This window comes from Kitasatospora nipponensis (genome assembly GCF_039528135.1).
Taxonomy (GTDB): domain Bacteria; phylum Actinomycetota; class Actinomycetes; order Streptomycetales; family Streptomycetaceae; genus Kitasatospora; species Kitasatospora nipponensis.
On the sequence record NZ_BAAALF010000069.1, the window covers coordinates 1 to 19,672 of the forward strand.

A 19,672-nucleotide genomic window follows, 5' to 3' on the forward strand; every position below is an offset into this window, starting at 1 on the left:
CTCATCGCAGCCTGATCAAACCGACCACGTGTTGCAACAACCCCTGGAATCCGCCACCGGGACGGCCGGGGCGCACGGCGGCTACGGCGCGCCCGCTCCCGCCAGCTCCTGCGCCAGCCCGAAGGCGGCGAACACCTCGGCGTCCTGGAAGACCGTGTTGCGGCTGATGCCGGCCGCGGTGACGGTGAACACCTGGAGGGTGTGCAGGCGGTAGGCACCGCCCTCGACCCGCCGGTAGGCCGCCAGTGCGGGCTGGCCGTTGGCCGCGGTCCGCGCCGTGCGCCAATCCCGGCACATCGAGAAGACCCACTCCATGAACGCGCCGTAGTGCTCGCGACCGACGAACCAGTTGACCATCGGCGGCATCTCCAACAGCACGTCGTGGGTCAGCAGTTGCTTGATCGCGGCCACGTCGGCCCGCTCGAAGGCCTCGACGAACCGGTCGATCCGCGCACGCACCTCCTGCTCCGACGGCTCCGCGACCTCGTCCTCGGGGACCCCGACCTCGCGCAGGTGCCCCCGGGCGCGCTGCAGAGCGCTGTTGACGGCCGCGGTCGACATGCCGAGGATCTCGGCCGACTCCGCCGCGGAGAAGTCCAGGACGTCGCGCAGGATCAGCGTGGCCCGCTGACGAGCCGACAGGTGCTGGACCGCCGCGACGAACGCCAGCCGCAGCGAGCCGCGATCCACCGCGCCCCCGCCCGGGCCCACCCCGAGCAGCGCGTCCGGCAGGGGCTGCAGCCACGTCACCTCGCCGCGCACCAACGGCGCGCACGGATCCTCGCTCGGGTCCACCAGGCCCGACGGCAGGGGACGCCGGCCCCGACCCTCGAGCGCGGTCAGACAGGCGTTCGTCGCGATGCGGTACAGCCAGGTGCGGACCGACGCCCGATCCCGGTCGTACCGGTCCCGCGCGCGCCACGCCCGCAGGTAGGTCTCCTGGACCAGGTCCTCGGCATCGTGGACCGATCCCAGCATCCGGTAGCAGTGCGCCAGGAGCTCCGACCGGTACGCGTCGATCCGCTGGTCGAAATCCTCTGCGACGGGCGCCATCTTCCCCCACCTCTCCGGTGCCACGACTGCGGCGACCCTACCGCGACGACCACAGGCGTACCGCGGCCCTCACCGATCGCCGTCCGCCGCTTCCGCCCCCTCGAGCCGTGCGCCGCGCGGTGCCGTCGCTCGCCACCCGCTGCGACGAAGCCGCTGTCCCGGCGCAGGGCGCCTGACGCCGTAGGTCCACAGGGCGGCCGCGCAGGCGGCGACGAGGAGCATGGCGACGCCCGTCCCGGTCAGCACCTCGCGGGGACCCACGGCGGTGGTGAGGGGTCCGCCCAGGGCCGCGCCGACGGGCGACGCCGTCAGCAGGACGGAGGCACGCAGGGCGAGGACGGCGGTGAGCAGGGTCGCCGGGGTGTGGTCCTGGAACGCCTTGAACGCCAGCGCGCTGTAGGGGCCGTAGATCACGCCGCCCAGGGCGAAGCCCCCCAGGGAGAACACGACCGGCGCGTGCAGTCCGAAGGGCAGCATGGCCAGGCCGTGACCGGCGATGATGCCCAGCAGGACAGGCCACAGCGCGAGGGTGCGCAGCGCGCCGACGGCCAGGGCGCCGGTGACCGCGCCGAGGCCGAACGCGGCCCAGTACAGGCCGAGGGTGCCCGCCCCGGCGTGCAGGTCCTGGGCGACGAAGAGCGGCAGCGCGACCTCGACGGGACCGTAGAAGAGGTTGAACAGCCAGGTCACCGCGAGCAGGCCGAGCAGCTCGGGCCGGTTGCGCAGCAGGCGCAGGACGTCGGCCGGTCGGGCGTCGGGGACCGGCCCGGCGGGCACCGGGGTGTCGGGTTCGCCCAAGCGCGTGGCCTGGAGGGCCAGTGCGGCGAAGGACAGGGCGTCCAGGCCGATGATCCAGGCCGGGGCGACGGCCACCGCGAGGACCCCGGCGAGCGCCGGGCCGAGGATCGTGGACACCCAGGTGCTGGTGCTGAGCAGCGCGTTGGCGGCCAGGTGCTGCTCGGCGGGCAGGGCCTGGGCGGCCAGGGCGTACTTGGCGCTGCCGCCCCAGGCGTGCAGCAGGGACGAGCCGGCGAGCAGCGTGAGGTAGACGGCGGGACGCAGCGCGCCGAGCGCCCAGGCGAGCGGGATGCAGCCGAGGAACAGGGCGCGGGTCCAGGCGTTCGCCCGGATCAGCCGGTGGGCGGGCAGCGAACGCAGCCGACGGCCCAGCAGCAGGGCGCCCACGGCGCCCGGCAGGATGTAGGCGGCGGTGGCGGCTCCGATCAGCGGTCCGCGCGCGCCCGGCGGGGAGATCTGCACCGCCAGCCATGCCACCGCCACCACGCTCATCCCGTCGCCGAGGTCGGACAGTGCCAGGGCGGGGAGCAGCCGCCGGAACGGGCGGTGGGCGAAGAGCGGTCGGTACCCCTGGGGCAGCCGCCGGAGCAGGTGTGCTGAGATCATCCGGCCAGGCAAGCAGCTCAAGTCCGCTTGAAGTCAAGCGGCGGGGTGCGCGCTGCGCTGCGGCCGGCCGGTCGGTTGACCGGTCGGCCACCCCATGGGGGCCCGAACGTCCCGTCAGGCCGGCCGGTCCGCCGAGAGTTCGGCGCGGATGGTCTCGAACTGCACCCGCATCGCCTCGGAGAGCGCGTTCGCGGCCGACAGCGGCCGCACCATCACGCAGAGCTCCTTGATCAGCCCCTCGTCGTCGAGTTCCAGGAAGTCGCAGCCGTGCACCTCCCGTCCGCCGACGCGGGCCTTGAACATCAGCGCGAGGCTCGCGCCGTCGGCGATCTCACGAACGTAGCGGAAGTCCTCGAAGACCCGGTCGGCCCCGCGCAGGATCGCCGCCACCATGGCGCGGCCCTCGTAGGGCGCGAAGGCGACCGGGCTGAGGAAGACGGCGTCCGGCGCCAGCAGCGCCGGGATCGCCTGGTGGTCGTGGGCCTCGACGGCCTTGCGGAAGGGGTGCACCCGACTGCCTCCATTCACCTCGTTGACAGGGTGCCTGGAGAATAGTTACCCGTGGGTACGTTGTCACCTGTCCCTGCGCACCGCGCTCCTGGCGGCCCTTCCGGAGGATGGCCCGCTCCCACTCCCGCTCCTACTCCCGTTTCCGCTCCCGCTCCCGCTCCCGCTCCCGCCACACGATGCCGGTCACCGCGCCCAGGATCACCACCACCCCGATGGCGATCAGCCAGGACATGACGGCGAAGACCACACCGATCGCCCCGTACTTCCGCGAGTTCGAGGTGATCATGTCCGAGGCGGTGAACGAGAACACCACCGCCATCCCGTAGTAGTACCCACCGGTGGCGCAGGCGGACGGGAACAACTCCCGCCAGGGGATACGGCCCGCCAGCAGGATCCACACCAGCAGCCACCAGAAGGCCACCAGCGACGGCAGGCCGACCACGCCCAGCAGCGCCGGGCCGCCGGCATGGCGCAGGTGCGGCACCAGCCAGGCCGACAGCACCGCGCCCCCCATCACCACGGCCAGTCCGGCGACCCGGTGCGGCAGGTCCCTGGCGCCGCGGCCCGGGAGGGCGAACAACTCCTGGTAGAGCTCCTGCAGCGCCGAGATCCCGGCGATGCCGCCGAGCACGAAGAACACCGACGAGGCCCCGGAGACGGCGTTGTCCGTGGTGGTCGACGCCGCGAACAGACCGTTCACCTCGGCTGCCGCCTGCTGGTCCAGGCCCAGTCGCCGTACCAGCCCCAGCACCGCTGTCCGGCCGGCCAGCGCGTTGGTGATGATCACGAACGGGAAGAAGCAGAGCAGGAGCGTGGCCGCCAGCACCATGGCCCGATTGACGACGTGGGCGGACCGCAGCCGGTCGCGCAGTGCCCGCGCGGACGAGCCGGCGTACCGCTCCCGGCTCACCCGGGCCGACCGTCGCAGGCGACGCACGGCCCACCAGTCCTCGAACCTCAATGACCTCGCGCCCCCAGACCGGCCCGGCTGCTGCTGTCCGCGGCACGACGGACCACCCTGCTCCCGCGGTGCCGCCGCCCAGCATCCACCCCGGCCCGCCCGACCGCCCGCTCCCACCGGAACGACGCGAGGAGCACCATGCGAACGGCGTACCTCACCGGGACACCGCGAGCCACCAACCGCGCGTGGGGAAGCCGGCAACTCCGTTCCCCGGCCGCGGCCTTCGTGAAAGTCTGAGGCCGGAACTGTTCGGGGTTCGGGAGGAGGCGCGTGTGCCGTGGTGGCAAGCCGGCCTGTGGGGGGCGCTGGGATCGACGCTGGTGGAACTGGCTGACCTCCGCAAGTCGGTGCAGGAGCGCAGGAGGTTGCCGTGGCAGGGGCGGGGCGCGGCCTCCCTGAGTCTCTACGTGCTGGCCGGCGTGTTGCGGACGGCTCTGGGCATCGGGGTCGCCGTCGCCCTCGCCGAGTCCGGCCAGGTGTCCGGCGGCTTCGGTGCGGTGCTCTCGGGGATCGCGGCGCCCAGGATCCTCGAAGCGCTGCAGTCGCAAGCCGCTCCGGGGCTGTTGGCCGCTCCCCCCGACGCCCCCGCACCTCGGCCGAACACGGCCCTCCCGCACCGGGCCCAACCTGCACGGGAGGCCGGGAGCACGCATGACACGCACTGAATCCGCCCTGGCGCAGCTCTGGTCGCTCGTCAACCGCACCCACCCGATCTTCTCCAACGATCGGTCCTCCCCGCGCGAGGGCGTCTGGGCCCTGGTCACCCGTGCACACCCGGTCTTCCGGGGCCTGCGGGGCCAGCCCGACACCGCCCTCGGGGCTGCCCAGCCGCGCGGGGACGACGGCGTGACCGACACCGATCCGCACGGTCCTGATCCGCACGGCCCCGGCCTCGCGGGCGCGAACCCTGGCGAGACCGACGCGCGCCCTGCTCCCGCGAGCAGGATGCTCCAGCCGGGCACCGACCTGGTCCAGGCGGACTTGGCCGGTGCCGACCTGGCCCGCGCCGACCTGGCCCGGGCCAACCTCACCCGCGCGAACCTCACCCGCGCGAACCTGACGCGGGCCGACCTGAGCGGCGCCGACCTGACCGGTGCCCGCCTGGGGCACGCCGAGCTGAGCGGCGCCGACCTGACCGACGCCTACCTGGCCCATGCCGACCTGAGCCGTGCCGGCCTGACCGAGGCCGACCTGAGCCGTGCCAATCTGACCCGCACGAACCTGGCCGATGCCGACCTGACCGGCGCCAGACTCACGCGCGCCAAGCTGGCCGGCACCGACCTGAGCCGCGCGATTCTGACGAACACCGATGTGACCCACGCCTACCTTGGCGGCGCCGTACTGGCCCGGGCCGACCTCACCGGTGCCGACCTCGCCCGCGCGAACCTCGCCGATGCCGATCTGAGCGGCGCCGACCTGACCGGTGCCGACCTGACCGGGGCGAACCTGGCCCGCGCCGACCTGGTCGACACCCGTCTCCTCGGCGCCGATCTCACCAGGACGTGGCTGGTGGGAATCCGGTGGTCGCTGGGTACGGTCTGGCCCGTCACGGTCGAGGAGGACATCCGCAGCAGATCCACGGAGATCGCTCCGGGGATCTTCGAGGTCCGGGGAACGGAGGGCACCGAGTCGGCGGGCAGCCGCACGCCGTCGCCGACACCCGTCGGCCCCCGACGCTGACGGCCGGGCCGGTGTCCTGGGCGCCAGCGGCCGACACGCTGCCGACGAGGCCACGGGGTGGCGGGATCCACGGCTGGGCGGCCATGCCACCGGCGGCGGTCAACTGGCGTGGGACGCCGCCGCGGTGCTCGCCCCGGCGATCGGCGCGCTGAGCGCGGCGAAGCGGCGGGCACCTGCGGTGCCGATCGGCGCCCACAGCGCGGCGCAGTGCTCGTCCGTCTCCACCTCGATGCGCTCGCGTGCCGCCGTGCCGGCGGTGGTGAGCGCGGCGCGGGAGTCGAGCCAGCCGCGCGCGACGAGACGTGCCGTCGCCGCGCTCCACTCCTCGTCGCTCCACTGACGGGTCGCGCGCGCGAGGGCTGCCGGGAGGCGGCCGGTCGCGGCGTGCAGAACGAGGCAGTCGCACGGCCCGAGGCCGTTGTCGGCGAGGACGACGAGATGGGCGTCGCCGCGCCACTCGCGCGCCACCGTGATCTGCTGCCAGAGCGCGACGAGCGGATCGGGGGGAAGCGGGACCGAGGCGTTCGCAGCGGCCAGCACCTTGCCGGCGTAGTCGGCGCCGGCGACGACCGGGTCGATCAGCGAGCGCGCCTGGGCCAGGTGGTCGTCCGTGAGGCGGACGTCGACGCGCCGCATCGCCCGGCCGACGGCCAGGAACCGCGCGGCCTGCCAGCGCTCGGGCGGCGCGGCGTCCCACACGCCCGCCATGGCCCGCACGGCCCGTGGGCTGAAGTTGTAGAAGGCCGCCAGCGTCACCTGCCACGGAACCGCACCCATCGCGGCCGACCGGAAGGCCAGGTAGGCCGGCCCGCGGTCGGTCACGCCGAGCACGGCCGCCTCCTCGGCGCTCTCGGGGGCGAAGTAGACGAACAGGTGGGCGGCGCTGACGGCGCGGCTGACGTCGCTGACGGCGGTCAGGTCCATCGGGCCGTCGTCGCCGGGGCGGGCGGAGCCGGGAAGGTCGTCGAGATGCATGGCGGTGGTGCCTCCGGGGGGTCGGGCTGCGCTGTCGTGCGGGCGTGTGCCGTTCCGGCGGACGGGAGGGCGTCCTCATCGGCCGAATCGACCGTAACACATATAATCGATTATCAAGGGGATCATCTATCCATCGTCTAGGATGAACCCATGAATCAAACGGCCCACCCCTCGGCCCCGCCGGGGAAGCAGATGCTCTCCGAGCAGGTCTACGCACACCTGCGGGAGGCGATCATGCGCGGGGAGCACCGCCCCGGCGCCCCCCTCAAGCCGCAGGACCTGGCCAAGGAGCAGGGCGTGAGCCTGGCGGTGGTGCGCGAGGCGCTCGTGCGGGTGGTCGGCGAGGGGCTGGCCGACCGACTGCCCAACCGCGGTTTCGCGGTCCCGTCCTTCTCCGACCGCCGCTGGCAGGAGATCGCGGAAGCCCGCCGGACCGTCGAACCGGTCGTCCTGCGGATGTCCATCGAGCGCGGCGACCTCGACTGGGAGGCCCGCGTGCGGGCCGCGCACCACCGCCTGGTCCGCACCCCGGCGTACGTGCCGCAGGAAGGCGAGTACTACACCGACGCCTGGGCCGAGGCGCACCGGGCCTTCCACCGCACCCTGCTGGAAGGGTGCGGCAACCACCCCCTCCTGGAGACCTTCGACCGGCTGTGGACCGCGAGCGAGCTGGCCCGCCGCTGGTCGGCGCACCGCACCCCCGGCCGGGACGGCGTGGAGGAACACCGCCGGCTGGAGGAGGCGGCACTGGCCCGCGACGCCGACACCGCAGCCGCGGTCCTGGTCCAGCACCTCACCCTCACCGCGGCCGCCCTGACCGACGCATCGGAGCAGGCCGGCTGGTGACGTGCCGTCGGGTGGCGGCCCGGCCAGGTCGCCGACCGGCCCAGGGCCCGCACGAGCTCCTCGTCGACGAGCATCCCGGCGGCATCGTGGTGGGCGCGGGCGGCCCTGGAGAAGAGTGATCACGACATCGCACGGGCCCGGGTGGCACTCCCAACTATCCCCAATTCACCGCGACTTAACTCCCGATGCGCCCACGCCTCCTGTTGCGTTCAGCCCAGCTGTGGCAGCCTGTGGCACGCACGACGGGGGGCTCGCACGTGCCCCCCGATCGGCGATCTACGCGCGTTCCGTCGCGGGCGCGCGATCGCGCCTTGAGAGGGAGCAGGATGCGCAAGAGCAAGTTGCTGGCCCTGTCGCTCGCGGCCGGACTGGGACTCGCCATGGTCTCCGCCGGTGCGGCGACCGCCGAGTCCGACCACCACCGCCGTGACACGACGGGCTGTCAGATCTCGGCCGACGGCCGCGATGTGCAGCACGTGATCTACCTGCAGTTCGACAATGTGCACTTCACCCGGGACAACCCGAACGTTCCCTCGGACCTGGAGCAGATGCCGCACCTGCTCGACTTCCTGGAGAGCAACGGGACGCTGTCCACCAACCACCACACCCCGCTGATCGCCCACACCGGCAACGACATCCTGACCTCGTTGACGGGTACCTACGGCGACCGGCACGGGCAGGCGGTGTCCAACTCGTACCGCTACTACAAGCCGGACGGCACCACCAACTCGGCCAGCAGCTTCGCCTACTGGACCGACGGGGTGGCCGACACCTCGGTGCCGACGCCCGCCGACGCGGCCCCGACCATGGTCGGCCCGGACGGCAGGAACGCCCCGGCGCCGTGGGCCGCCTACACCAAGGCGGGCTGCGACTTCGGCGCCGTCTCCGCGGCCAACACGATCCTCGAGAACACCACCGTCGACATCAACAAGGTCTTCGGCGCCAACTCCGCGCAGGCCGCCGAGGCCAAGGCCGACCAGGCCAAGGCACAGGCCGACTACGTCGGCATCGGCATCCACTGCGCCCAGAACTCCGCGGTCTGCGCGAAGGGTTCGACCAGCGCGGACCTGCTGCCGGACGAGCCGGGCGGCTACAACGGCTACCAGGCGCTGTTCGGTGCCAAGAGCGTGGACCCGGCGATCAGCAAGGACGGCGTGGTGCGCAGCACCGCCGGCGCCCGGATCACCGATCCGAAGGGCAACCCGGGCTTCCCGGGCTTCGACGGGATGACCGCCGACAACTCCCTCGGCTACGTGGCCCAGATGCAGGAGTCCGGCGTGCCGGTCACCTACGCCTACATCTCGGACGCGCACGACCAGCACGGCGCCAACTCCGGTGCGATGGGCCCCGGCGAGGCCAACTACGTGGCACAGCTGAAGTCCTACGACGACGCCTTCGGCACGTTCTTCGACCGGATCCACAAGGACGGCCTGAACGCGGACAACACCCTCTTCGTGGTCACCTCGGACGAGAACGACCACTTCGTGGGCGGCAAGCCGACCCCGGCGAACTGCGACGGCGTCACCGTGCCGTGCACGTACAGCCAGATCGGCGAGGTGAACGCCAACGCCCGTGGCCTGCTGGCCACCCAGCAGGGCGTCACCACCCCGTTCCAGGTGCACGCCGACTCGGCGCCGAACTTCTACCTGAACGGGCAGCCCGGCCCGAACGACCCGACGACCCGGGCGTTCGAGCAGGCCTGGTCCAAGGTGACGGCGGTCAACCCGATCACCGGCAGGACGGACGTGGTCTCCAGCTACCTGGCCGACCAGGCGGAGCAGAAGATCCTGCACATGCAGACCGGTGACCCGCTGCGGACGCCGACCTTCACCTCCTTCGCCAACCCGGACTACTACGTCTACGCGGGTGCCAACAACTGCACCCCGACCTGCGTGGCGCTCGGCCCGGCCTACGCCTGGAACCACGGCGACTTCGCACCGGACATCAACACCACCTGGCTGGGCCTGGCCGGCCCGGGCATCCGCAACCTGGGCGAGACCGGTGACGTGTGGTCCGACCACACCGACATCCGGCCCACCATGCTGGCGCTGCTCGGCCTCAAGGACCCCTACCTCTCCGACGGCCGGGTGCTCACCGAGTACATCGAGAACTGGGCCCGTCCGCGCGCCCTGGTGGGTCAGCACGGCTACGACTACGAGGAGTTGGCCGCGGCCTACAAGCAGCTGAACGCGGGTGTCGGCGAGTTCGCCGCCGCCACGCTGCAGGCCGCCACCAAGGGCATCGCCTCCAGCGCCCCGGGCGACGCCCAGTACCTGGACAGCACCGCCAAGCTGACCGCTCTCGGCGCGGAGCGCGACGCGCTCGTCGCCAAGATCGCCCAGCTGCTCGACAAGGCCGCGTTCGGCGACAAGAAGCTGGACGGCGACCAGGCCGACCAGCTGACGGCGCAGGCCGAGAAGCTGGTGAAGAAGGCTCAGCAGCTCTGACCCGCTTTCCCCTCCCACCCTCCGCGCCGAGCCTCACCCGCCCGGCGCGGAGGGCTCGGGAGCCCGCCTCCGGGGCGACGAGGCCGATGCACCGGCTCGGCCTCAGCCCACCGGTCCCCAGCCGGGTCCTAGCGCCGGGGGCCGCGCAGGGTGACCACGTGCTCGCCCCGCCGTCGCGGCAGGAGTTCGACCAGCAGCGGCCCCGGGTAGTTGGCCTCGCTGTCCGGGCCGATCAACTCCTCACCGGCGCAGTACCGGTAGAGCCACTCGGCGAAGCTCCAGTCGTACTCGTAGAACGTGTCACCGTCCCCCGAAAGGCCGACGACGCTCCAGCCGTCGCCCTCCGCGGCACGTGCGACGAACACGTACTCCCGCCGGTCCGTCATCGCGACGAGGATCAACCCGTCCCGGCCACCGAACTCCGGGTGGGCACCGCGGAACAGCGCACCATGGCTCTCCCAGTCGACACCCCGAAGGATGTCGACGTACTGGGCGACCTTCTCGCTCATGTTGAAGAGCTCGGTGTTCGGATGCCAGAGGATCAGGTGCCCGTTCAACTGGACGGGGGCGCAGTACTCGACGATCTGCCGCAGGTCCGGCGGAACGTCGGTTCCCGCCACCTCCGCCAGGCGCTCCCAGCCGCCCGGCGGAGCCTGCTCTCCTGCCAGATCGCCGATCACTGCACGAAGAGCCGCGACGTAGTCCATCCACACACCTCTTGAATCGTTCGGGTGGGGCCGGTCGGCGGTGCCGCGCGGCGTCCAGGACCGGGCCGGGGTCCCGAACACCACTCTGACGACCAGCCAGGCAGGGGTCGGCGAAGGGTCAGCAACCGGGCCGCTCAACCCTGCCACAGACGCCCCCGGACCTGACCCCCACCCTTCCGTTCCCCACGGGTTGGGGCCGGCCAACCGTGGGGGGAGCGCGGAGAGCGATGTCGTTCCGGGCGGAGCGCTGTCAGTGGCCGGCGCGCCGGCCAGCTTCCCTTGTGCCCTGGAGCAGGAGGACGCCCCTGCGGGCGCCTCCTGATCTGCCGCGTGTCGAAGCGCTGGTCGTGGCAGCGGGGTTACGCGCCGAGTACCTGGTCGAAGTAGCCGGGACCGGTGTGGGGTAGGACGTCGGGTGCGTGGGTGTAGCGGTGGGTCCGGGTCTGCCAGGCGTGGTAACCGCTCATCCACGCGGCCATGACGTCGACGTACGCGCGCACGTCGGCCACCTCGTCGCCGGTCAGTCCCAGCTGTGCGCAAAGGCCGGGCACCTGCCGAGCGAGCTCCTGGAATCGCTCGACGCGCTGACGGACTTCCCCGCAGGCTTCGGTGATGGCTTCGTCGCGGCCACCGTGGCGGCTGTGCTCGATGACCAGGATCAGGTTGTCCATGTCGCCGCGCGCCTCCTCCTTTTCCAGGGAGTAGACGTCGTTGCACATGAAGGTGACGTCGATGGCGGCCTGGCGCATGATCCGCAGCTGCGGGCTGTGGAACGCGGCGGCGGGAACGTTGATGCCGGCGGCTCTCTCCCCGAGGGACAGCGGCAGGTCGGTGCCGGCGGTGCCGCGCCGAACCTGGAGGTAGGTCTGCATGTCCGCCGGTGTCCCTCGGAGCCGGCCCACCGCTTCGTGGGCCTGGGCGGCGAAGTAGTACTCCCACTCGTGTGCAGTCCGAGCGACCCAGCCGGGATGGGCGCCGTCGGTGCTGCGCGCCCAGACGTCGGCGAACGCCACCGCGCACGGGTCCGCGCCGGCCCGCGGCCCGGCACCGTGCACGATGTCGATCAGCCGCTGGCACGCCCGGGCGACCCCGGCGGGATCCCGGCCGAGCCGGCCGTCGAACTGGTCGTCGAAGACGAAGAAGAACGCCATCGCGTCCGCGCACAGGTCCAGGGCCGGACCTTGGGCGTAGGGGAAGCCGTGCGCGGCCAGGCGTGGCATGTCCCAGGAGACGTACCACTCCAGCGAACGGCCCTCCCCGACCAGGCCCAGGTGCTGCACCCACTCCAGATTGCGGCGCCGCGCGCCTTCGAGGTCGGGGCTGAGAGCGAGGGGGAACGGGAGGTCGAAGGCTATGTCCTGTGGCACGGGTCCTCCATGGGAGCTGGGCACGATCTGGCCCAAGAAGCCGTTTTCGTAACGAACTTGATCGGCCGGTTTCCTCAGTTCAGGCACCATGCTGGCATGGCGGGACATACGCGGGCTGTTGGGTTGCCCATTGCTGGAGGTGCGGCCTGGCACGAGTGGCTGATCGCCCGGCAGCGCGTCGGCGAGGTTCTGTCCGGGCCGCAGACCGGACAGGCAGGTGAAGCCGGCCCGGGAGCCGGTGCTCACCGGACAAGCATCCGGCGGGAGGCCGGTGAAGTCCTGTCAGGAGATCACCGCCATACTCGGACCGGAGCCGGTTCCGACACGTATGGAAGGAGTTCGGTCGAAGACGAGGCGGCTGGCCGACCAGGGCTGGGCCGACGAGCCCACCTCGGGACGGTTCACGCTCGACGCCGTTCCAGCCGGCGGCTCATGAGCATCGTCATCGACCGCACCACCATCTGCTCATGCACGGCGGGGCAGCGAATCGCCTCGTCCTCGCGTGATCGCCAACGAAGGAACAACCGATGCAACCGACTGTCCTGTTCGACCTGGACGGCCTTTTGATCGACTCCGAGCCGATCTGGGACGCGGCAAAGCGTGAAGTGTTCGGTCCGCTTGGCCTGCACCTCACAACGGAGATGCAGGCGGCGACGCGCGGGCTGCGGCAGAGGGACATGGTGGCCTATTGGTTCGATCGGGCCACCCTTCAGGCCGACCCCGCCGACGTCGAGCAGCAGATCGTGGCCGCCGTGTGCCGTGGGCTGGAGGGAGTGGCGCTGAAACCCGGCGCCGAACAGGCCGTCGCGGCGTGCGCGCGTGCATCGAGGACGATGGCCGTCGTGTCGTCTTCGCCGGAGTCGGTGATTCGGCAGGCGCTCGCGAGCACCGGCCTTGACCGATCTTTCGATGCCGTCTTTTCGGCCGAGGACGACGAACACGGCAAGCCCCACCCGGGCGCCTATCTCCGCGCGGCCGCCGCCCTCGGTGCGTCACCCGACGAATGCGTGGTGATCGAGGACTCGCTCAACGGCATCCTTGCCGGCGTGTCAGCCCAGATGACGGTCGTCGCCGTTCCCGAGGCCGCTGATCGCTGCGATCCTCGCTTGGCGATTGCCACTCTGGTACTGGAGTCCCTCAAGGATCTCGACACCTCCGTATTCGGCGCGTATGCATCCAGGGGGAGCCGGAACGCCACGTGAGCATCGCGTGCTGCGGATCCTCAACCGTTCCGCCCATTCATCCCGTGCCCTGCCTCGGGTCCAGCTCCTTTCAGCACACCTGAGTCGATCACGACGTGATCGGCGAACCGGGAGCCCACTCCTGATCGCCCTGATCAGGAGTGGGCCTTCGCTGTCCGCGCCGTCGTCATGACCGAGCCGCCACCAGCAACGGTCTCAACGCCTGCGCAGGGCAAGGCGGGTGGCCAGGAAGCCGGGCGGCTACTTGCCGAAGGTCTCCGCGACCTTGTCGGTGACGCGCTGGGCCTGGATGTCGCGGCCCTTCTCGTTGGGGTGCGCGTACCACGGGAGCGCCTGGTCGCCGAACTTGAGCTGGGAGTCCTCCAGCAGACCGCCGATGCCCCGCTCGGTTCCGTCACACGCGGTGTTGCCGCCGGTCTGGGCGTAGAGGTCCACGAACCCGGCACCGCCGTCGCTGTCAGCGGCGGCCTTCCTCATGACGTCGTTCAGGCGCTTCTGGATCTGGTCCAGGACCGGCAGGGCGTCCTTGGGGATGTCAGCGAAGGGAAGCTCGCTCTGGCCGGGTGCTGCCGTCATGCACTTGGTGGTGTCCGCGGGGACGAGCCGGGGGTAGCCGACCAGGACGCGCTTCGCGTCGGGGGCGAAGTACATGGTGCGGTCGAGCATCTCCTCCAGGTCGAATCCGACCAGCTCGAACTGGGCGTCCAGCCACTTCTTCCCGCCCCCGGAGCTGAAGTACTCGCCGCACGTGGCGGCCGGCTGGTCCGCGTCGACCGGCGTTCCCGGCAGTAGGGCGCCCGGCGAGGAACGGAGCTTGTCGGAGCACTGCTTCAGGACGCGGGTGAAGCCGAGCGTGTTGCCGCCCAGGCTGCCCACCACCAGCCGGGTGTCATGCTTGAGCGCGTCCTGCTGCGCCGGCACCTTCAGCCCGGAGCCGGGCAGCGTCTCCTGCTCCTCCCAGAAGTTCCTGACGAGTGCGCCCGAGCAGGAGACGTCCGACTGGACGTCCAGCGTGATGCCCTTCTCCGCGAGGCCACGGGTGGCGACGGCGGGGTAGTTCTCCTTCGCCTGGAAGCAGAACAACCTGTTGGAGTCGGCCTCGTGGAAGGGTGCGATGCCGTAGTCGGCGGTGTAGGAGTCGCCGAAGAAGACGGTCGGCACCACATCGGCGGGCGCCGCGGCGGCGCTTCCCACCGGGACGGTGAAGGCCAGGCTGCTGCCCAGCGCGACGGCCGCCGCGGCCAGCCGCCGTACCGCCGGAGACTTCGTCCTTGTACGCATGACCGCTGACATGCCTGTGCCCTTTCGTCGGGACTCACGGGAGGCGCGAGCGCACCGAAACCCTTCGGATTCACTCGCATACGCAACGTAGTTCTCCGGGAAGCCGGACCCCGCGCCCGCCACGCACGCGTCGACCACAGGGGCCAATTGCGTGTCTATCGGGGAGAACGATCATGGGTTCGCCGCGCCCCAGGACCGCGCCGCCTTGCCCGCGTCATCCGACGGCCCGGACCGGCAGGAAGACCCCGGAAGTCAGCATTGAGTCAGCTTTGGCCTGACTGAACCCTGCTGAAGATGACCACAGACAGCGAATTGAGACCAGCCGCGCCGGGCGTCCCAACCGCTCCCCAGGAGCCTCCCACCGGGGCCGGCGACTCCCCCGGTGGGTACGGGCCACCGCAGTCCGCACCCACCCTCCAGCGGCACCGTCGTAGCCGTGCACCTCGCCGAAGCGGGTCCCGTTCATCCACTCCTCGCGGGCCTGCCTGATGTCCTCATCGGTCCGGCCGATGAAGTTCCACCACCTACCACGCATTTGGCGTTTCTTCCCAGATCGGGGGCATGTCGGACGATCCAGCGTCAGCAGAAGGTCAGCAAGACGCTCGGGAGTCGGATCCGCCATGGCAACCAAGACCCTCATCCGCACACAACCCGCAGCTCTACGTCGAAACCCTGCGCGACTGGGCAGCGACACTCAACTGACGGGGGCACGAACCGGCCCACGATGCCCTGCGGTTGCCGGCAGGTGGCCCTTGGGAGTTCCGTCGTCATGCTGTCTCGGGTCAGGTGGATCCGCACGGGCACAGCCTCGTCAGTCGTCCAGGCGGCGGCCCGTGTGGTGCAGGTACGCCAGGCAGCGTTGGAGGTGGGCGCGGAGGGTGGGGGTGAGGTGGTGGGCCCAGCCAGGTGCAGGGTCGGCGCGCAGGTGGGACCAGCAGGCCAGGGCGTAGCCGAACTGCCGGTCGGTCAGGTAGCCGAGGTGGTGGGTGGTGCCGAGGAAGCTGCCGGCCAGCATCTTCTCCGTGAGGTCGCCCATGGGCAGGGCCGACCAGCCGTGGGCGGTCCGGGTGACGGTGTGGGCGGCGTTGGCGGTGAAGACGCCCATGCCGAGGTGGACGGTCAGGAAGTCGGTGAGTTTCTCCTCCTCCCGCTCCCATGCGGGGAGTCGACCCTCGCCGCGCAGGCGGACGTGGGCCAGCTCGTGGGCGATGATCGCCGTCAGTCGGGCCGGGTCCTCGCGGCCGCGCAGGTCCAGGGAGATGACGGGGTGGTCGTCCTCGCGGTGGTAGGTGCCGACCGTGGTGGATCTGTGGTGGCGGGGCTCGGCGGGCTCACTCTCGAGGTAGCGCACCTCCAGGTCGGCCGCCTCGACCCGCATCACCGTGCAGACCCGACGGACCAGTTCCTCGATCTGCTCGGTGCTGCCGTGGTACCCGGCTGGGTAGAAGGTGCGCGTTGGCGCCGCGACCACCCGTCCCTGCGGGGCGCCGAACTCCTTGACGCACCAGCGCAGCCAGCGCTCCAACTGCCGCTGTTCCTCGGGGGGAACCGGGCACTCGGTGGCCGCGGAGGCGTGGCGCGCCCAGGGCGGTGGCGTCTCCCCGAACCCCTCGGGGCGGTGGCGCGGGTCGGGCCGCTCGCCCAGCGCCGCGTTCAGCAGGCGGTCGGACCAGTGTTGATCGCGCATCAGCATCCCCCTGGGATGGAACGTATCCCCACTGCGGCGTGGTCGTGCGGGATCTGAGCGAATGTTGAGGTAGGCAGGGTGGGGCACGGATCGGATCTGGCCGGGCGGCGGTGACGGGATTGCAGTGGCCGCCGCCCGCGTGCGCGTTGCTGGTGCCGGCGGGGGCGGTCAGCCGCGGGCGGCCTGCTTGATGAGGTCGGCGGTCGCGGCGGGCTGCGAGACGTGGACGCAGTGGCTGGCCCCGGGGACCTCGACGGTGCGATCCGCTCGGCCATGGCGCGCTGGGCCGCCGGGGGGATCATCCGGTCGTCGCCGGCGACCAGGTACCAGGCCGGCTTGGAGCGAGGCCGTGCAGATGGCGTCGCTCGGCGTCGTCCAGTCCCAGGGCGGTGGCCAGTGCGTCGAGCACCTGCGGCGAGGCGTTGAGCGAGGCGCCGCGCTCCAGCCTGGTGCAGTAGGCGACGCTGACCCCGGCCAGCCGGGCGACCTCCTCGCGGCGCAGCCCCGGACCCGGCGCTGGTCGCCGTAGTCCGGCAGGCCGAGGGCGGCCGGCGTCAGTTGGGCGCGTCGACTGGAGAGGAACTCGCCCAGCGCGGACGGTCGGTGGGTTCTGGCGGTCGTGCCGTTCAGTATCGAGCGAGCCGAGACGCTCGTGCCTGCCCCTGTCAGGGTCAGGATCCCGCCCGTCCAGCACCTCAGGGTCGCGGATCCGGGGCCGGCCGACGGCAACTCCCACTCGCCTGGCCACCGTCGACCTGCGAGCCAGGACCGCGCAGCAGCACCCCACATTGCCAAGCGGACCGGCGGTCCGTATTCTTCAGATATTCGGACCGCCGGTCCGTTTTCATGTCGCCACCCCGCCGGCCGACCGGAACATGGCGACGTCGAACAGAACGGAATCCCTGATCATGACGACTCCCCTGACACCCGCGGAGCTGTACCGCCACGGTCTGCAACTCCTGCTGGACAAGGACATCCCCGCCTGGGTGGACCTGTGGGACGAGCGCGGCGTCCTCTCCTTCCCCTTCGCGCCCGGGGGCTGGCCCTCGCGCCTCGAGGGGAAGGCCGCCGTCGGCGACTACATGCGCCACTACCCCGACCACATCGACCTGCACGACTTCCCCGACGTGAAGATCCATCAGACCGTCGACAGCGAGACGATCGTGGTGGAGATGCGCGGGGTCGGCCTCCTCGTGGAGACGGGCAGCCCCTTCGACATGGCCTACATCGCCGTAGTCACGGTGAAGGACGGGCGCATCACCTCCTACCGTGACTACTGGAACCCCGACGCCGTGGCCCTGCCCGGCGCCGACTTCGCGGGAACGCACCGATGACGACTTCCGGCACCACCCTGGTCACCGGGGCCACCGGCACCACCGGCCGCCGGGTCACGGCCGCCCTGATCGCCGACGGCCACCGCGTCAGGGCCGCCGGCCGCGCAGCCACCCCGGTCGAGGGCGCGCAGGCCGTCCGCTTCGACTGGAACGGGCCCGCGACCTGGGACCAGGCCCTGGAGGGCGTCGACCGCGCCTACCTCGTCCCGCCCGTCGGCTCCTCCGATCCGGCCGCCGTCATGGTGCCCTTCCTCCGCCGGGCCCGCGCGGCAGGCCTGCGCCGCGCGGTGCTGCTCAGCTCGTCGGCGATCCCCGCGGGCGGTCCGGCGGTGGGCCGGGTCCACGTGGAACTGCCCCGGCTGTTCGACGAGTGGGCGGTGCTGCGGCCTTCCTGGTTCATGCAGAACTTCACCGGCTCCACGCCCCACGCACGCAGCATCCGCGAGGACGGCGCCATCCTCACGGCCACCGGAGGTGGGCGGGTCGGGTTCGTCGACGCCGAGGACATCGCCGCCGTCGCCGTACGCGCCCTCACCGACGAACAGGCCCCCAACACCGACCTGATCCTCACCGGGCCGCAGCCCCTGAGCTACGACGACGTCGCCACGACCATCACCGAGGTCACCGGCCGGCCCGTCGTCCACCGTCACCTGACCTTCGAGCAGCTGCGCGACCGGTGGGCGGCCGAGATCCCCCTGGAGTTCGCCACCATGCTGGCCGGCATGGACCGCGCCATCGCCGGCGGCGCCGAGGACCGCACCTCCGACGCCGTCGAGCGCCTCACCGGCCGCCCCCCGGGCACGCTCCGCGCCTTCGTCGAACGCGAACTCCCGCCGCACACCTGACGCCGCAGCTGCGGCGGATCAACCATCCGAGGAGGGCGGCGAGCCCGCTGCCACCCGGGCGCGAGCGGCCACTGCACGAACCGGCGCATATCATTCCCGGGACCAGGCCGGCCCGACGACCGAGGAGGATCCGTGGCCCACCGCGCCGAGCGGGCGGACGCCCTGCGCAACCGAGAGGCCGTCCTGGCCGCCGCCGACGCACTCTTCGCCGCCAGCAGCAGCCCGCAGAGCGTGTCGATGGACGACATCGCCGTGGCCGCGGGGGTGGGCAAGGGCACCCTCTTCCGCCGCTTCGGCGACCGCGCCGGCCTGATCGGCGCCGTCATCGGCTCCCGCCTCGAACCCCTGCAGCAGGCCGTGCTGGAGGCACAGGAGGATGCCACGACCTCGCCGCGGCAGCGGGTGGCGGACCTGCTCGACGCCGCACTGTGCTTCAAGATCGAGCACCGGAGCCTGATGTCGGCAGCGGAGGACGCGGGAATCAGCAGCCCCTACCAGGCCGCACACTACGCCTGGTGGCACGAGACGCTCCGTACGGCACTGGATCAGGTACCCGGGGTCCGTGCCGCGGATTTCAGCGCCCATGCCCTGCTGGCCGCCATCCGCGCCGACCTCGTGGCCCACCTGATCGACGATCAGCAGATGACGTCCGACGCCCTGCGCTCCTCTCTCGCGGCCCACCTCGACAACGTCCTCGGCACCTGCTCGGATCCACCCGACCCCCGCACGCAGGGTTGAGGAGCCACTCCCAGGTGTGGCGGTCAGGCGGGGTCCTTCACCGCGAGCACGTCGACCAGGCGGATGTCGGGCGCGGCGGCGAGCAGGTCGGCGCCGACCGTCCCGAGGGCGGCGGGGATCCGTCCGTTCAGGTGCTCCTGACGGTCGGCCTCGTCCTCGAAGGCGTCGAAGATCCCGAACGTGCTGCCGTCGACCTGGAACGCGTACCAGACGCGGGTGGCGGGCTCCTCCGCCACGATCGCGCGCCCGCCCTCCAGGAACGCCGCGAGCTCGGCCTCCTTGCCCGGCTTGGCCTGGAGCAGTGCCAGCACACCCAGCTCGAGCGTCATGTCACCATCCTTCGTTCGGTCCGGACGCTCGTCCGGAGGTCGCCGTTCCTGGTGGTCGGTGCGGTGCTGCACGGTGTGGTGGTGTGCGATCGCTCCCGCACCGCCCACCGACGACGTTACGGAGACCGCGATCCGACTGAAGCGGCGGAAACGACACCTCTGACACCGTTCCCGACAGGTAAATCGCCGCCGCCGCCGAGGGAACCTTCCAGTCCGGGCTCTACTCCGTCCCCGAACCCGTCGGCTTCCGTCTCGCCTGGTGACCACCCTCGGACTTGGTAATTCTCAAGGTGGCCGGGTTCCATG

The 19,672-nt window shown here is 71.6% G+C and carries 18 protein-coding genes and 1 pseudogene; 8 read left to right on the forward strand and 11 right to left on the reverse strand.

Annotated features, from left to right (window positions below):
• Window positions 1-81: 81 nt before the first annotated feature.
• From ABD323_RS19880 to ABD323_RS19895, 4 genes are all read right to left on the reverse strand, one after another.
• Complete coding sequence (locus tag ABD323_RS19880) at window positions 82-1,053, reverse strand: sigma-70 family RNA polymerase sigma factor (RefSeq protein ID WP_344443080.1); 972 nt, start codon at window positions 1,051-1,053, stop codon at window positions 82-84.
• Window positions 1,054-1,122: 69 nt separating this feature from the next.
• Window positions 1,123-2,457 carry an MFS transporter gene (locus ABD323_RS19885; protein ID WP_344443081.1) on the reverse strand — a complete coding sequence of 445 codons (1,335 nt, stop codon included), beginning with the start codon at window positions 2,455-2,457 and terminating at the stop codon, window positions 1,123-1,125.
• 114 nt (window positions 2,458-2,571) lie between these two features.
• Window positions 2,572-2,967, reverse strand: coding sequence for a nuclear transport factor 2 family protein (locus ABD323_RS19890; RefSeq protein ID WP_344443083.1), 396 nt, complete (start codon window positions 2,965-2,967; stop codon window positions 2,572-2,574).
• Between the two features lie 130 nt (window positions 2,968-3,097).
• On the reverse strand, window positions 3,098-3,904 hold the full coding sequence (locus ABD323_RS19895) for a YhjD/YihY/BrkB family envelope integrity protein (protein WP_344443084.1): 807 nt from the start codon (window positions 3,902-3,904) through the stop codon (window positions 3,098-3,100).
• 296 nt (window positions 3,905-4,200) lie between these two features.
• On the opposite strand from ABD323_RS19895, the gene ABD323_RS19900 reads away from it, so the two are divergent.
• Together ABD323_RS19900 and ABD323_RS19905 are read left to right on the forward strand one after the other, a co-directional pair.
• On the forward strand, window positions 4,201-4,593 hold the full coding sequence (locus ABD323_RS19900; protein WP_344443085.1) for a hypothetical protein: 393 nt from the start codon (window positions 4,201-4,203) through the stop codon (window positions 4,591-4,593).
• Entirely contained in the window at window positions 4,580-5,608 is a 1,029-nt protein-coding gene (locus ABD323_RS19905) for a pentapeptide repeat-containing protein (RefSeq protein ID WP_344443086.1), read from the forward strand. Before ABD323_RS19900 ends, ABD323_RS19905 begins: the two co-directional genes overlap by 14 nt.
• Window positions 5,609-5,707: 99 nt before the next feature.
• Here the strand turns inward: ABD323_RS19905 and ABD323_RS19910 are convergent, their stop codons facing one another.
• Window positions 5,708-6,583, reverse strand: a complete 876-nt coding sequence (locus ABD323_RS19910) for an SCO6745 family protein (protein ID WP_344443088.1) — start codon at window positions 6,581-6,583, stop codon at window positions 5,708-5,710.
• Between the two features lie 150 nt (window positions 6,584-6,733).
• Here ABD323_RS19910 and ABD323_RS19915 point away from each other — a divergent pair, with 150 nt between their 5' ends.
• Both ABD323_RS19915 and ABD323_RS19920 read left to right on the forward strand, forming a co-directional pair.
• Window positions 6,734-7,429, forward strand: a complete 696-nt coding sequence (locus tag ABD323_RS19915) for a GntR family transcriptional regulator (protein ID WP_344443089.1) — start codon at window positions 6,734-6,736, stop codon at window positions 7,427-7,429.
• A 326-nt stretch (window positions 7,430-7,755) separates the two neighbouring features.
• The gene (locus tag ABD323_RS19920) at window positions 7,756-9,876 is read left to right on the forward strand and encodes a hypothetical protein (protein WP_344443090.1); all 2,121 of its coding nucleotides are present in this window, start codon (window positions 7,756-7,758) and stop codon (window positions 9,874-9,876) included.
• A 128-nt stretch (window positions 9,877-10,004) separates the two neighbouring features.
• On the opposite strand, the gene ABD323_RS19925 is transcribed toward ABD323_RS19920, so the two are convergent.
• Together ABD323_RS19925 and ABD323_RS19930 are read right to left on the reverse strand one after the other, a co-directional pair.
• Complete coding sequence (locus ABD323_RS19925; RefSeq protein ID WP_344443091.1) at window positions 10,005-10,583, reverse strand: SMI1/KNR4 family protein; 579 nt, start codon at window positions 10,581-10,583, stop codon at window positions 10,005-10,007.
• A 359-nt stretch (window positions 10,584-10,942) separates the two neighbouring features.
• A complete protein-coding gene (locus ABD323_RS19930) occupies window positions 10,943-11,950 on the reverse strand; it encodes a terpene synthase family protein (protein WP_344443092.1) in 1,008 nt (335 codons plus the stop codon).
• A 527-nt stretch (window positions 11,951-12,477) separates the two neighbouring features.
• Between ABD323_RS19930 and ABD323_RS19935 the strand changes: the two genes are divergently transcribed.
• Window positions 12,478-13,152: an HAD family hydrolase gene (locus ABD323_RS19935; protein WP_344443093.1), complete on the forward strand. Its 675-nt coding sequence runs from the start codon at window positions 12,478-12,480 to the stop codon at window positions 13,150-13,152.
• A gap of 240 nt (window positions 13,153-13,392) precedes the next feature.
• On the opposite strand, the gene ABD323_RS19940 is transcribed toward ABD323_RS19935, so the two are convergent.
• The 3 genes and pseudogenes from ABD323_RS19940 to ABD323_RS19950 all read right to left on the reverse strand — a co-directional run.
• On the reverse strand, window positions 13,393-14,433 hold the full coding sequence (locus ABD323_RS19940) for an SGNH/GDSL hydrolase family protein (protein WP_344443094.1): 1,041 nt from the start codon (window positions 14,431-14,433) through the stop codon (window positions 13,393-13,395).
• 811 nt (window positions 14,434-15,244) lie between these two features.
• A complete protein-coding gene (locus tag ABD323_RS19945; RefSeq protein WP_344443095.1) occupies window positions 15,245-16,120 on the reverse strand; it encodes a hypothetical protein in 876 nt (291 codons plus the stop codon).
• Between the two features lie 340 nt (window positions 16,121-16,460).
• Window positions 16,461-16,750, reverse strand: a pseudogene (locus ABD323_RS19950) (helix-turn-helix domain-containing protein); the annotation flags it as partial.
• A 278-nt stretch (window positions 16,751-17,028) separates the two neighbouring features.
• Between ABD323_RS19950 and ABD323_RS19955 the strand changes: the two are divergent.
• From ABD323_RS19955 to ABD323_RS19965, 3 genes are all read left to right on the forward strand, one after another.
• Window positions 17,029-17,454 (forward strand): nuclear transport factor 2 family protein, encoded by a 426-nt coding sequence (locus tag ABD323_RS19955; protein ID WP_344443096.1) that lies wholly within the window; start codon window positions 17,029-17,031, stop codon window positions 17,452-17,454.
• Window positions 17,451-18,299, forward strand: coding sequence for an NmrA family NAD(P)-binding protein (locus ABD323_RS19960; RefSeq protein ID WP_344443097.1), 849 nt, complete (start codon window positions 17,451-17,453; stop codon window positions 18,297-18,299). The genes ABD323_RS19955 and ABD323_RS19960 overlap by 4 nt, the downstream gene beginning before the upstream one ends.
• A 132-nt stretch (window positions 18,300-18,431) precedes the next feature.
• Window positions 18,432-19,037: a TetR/AcrR family transcriptional regulator gene (locus tag ABD323_RS19965; RefSeq protein WP_344443098.1), complete on the forward strand. Its 606-nt coding sequence runs from the start codon at window positions 18,432-18,434 to the stop codon at window positions 19,035-19,037.
• A gap of 23 nt (window positions 19,038-19,060) precedes the next feature.
• Here the strand turns inward: ABD323_RS19965 and ABD323_RS19970 are convergent, their stop codons facing one another.
• The gene (locus ABD323_RS19970) at window positions 19,061-19,366 is read right to left on the reverse strand and encodes a putative quinol monooxygenase (protein WP_344443099.1); all 306 of its coding nucleotides are present in this window, start codon (window positions 19,364-19,366) and stop codon (window positions 19,061-19,063) included.
• Window positions 19,367-19,672: the final 306 nt, after the last annotated feature.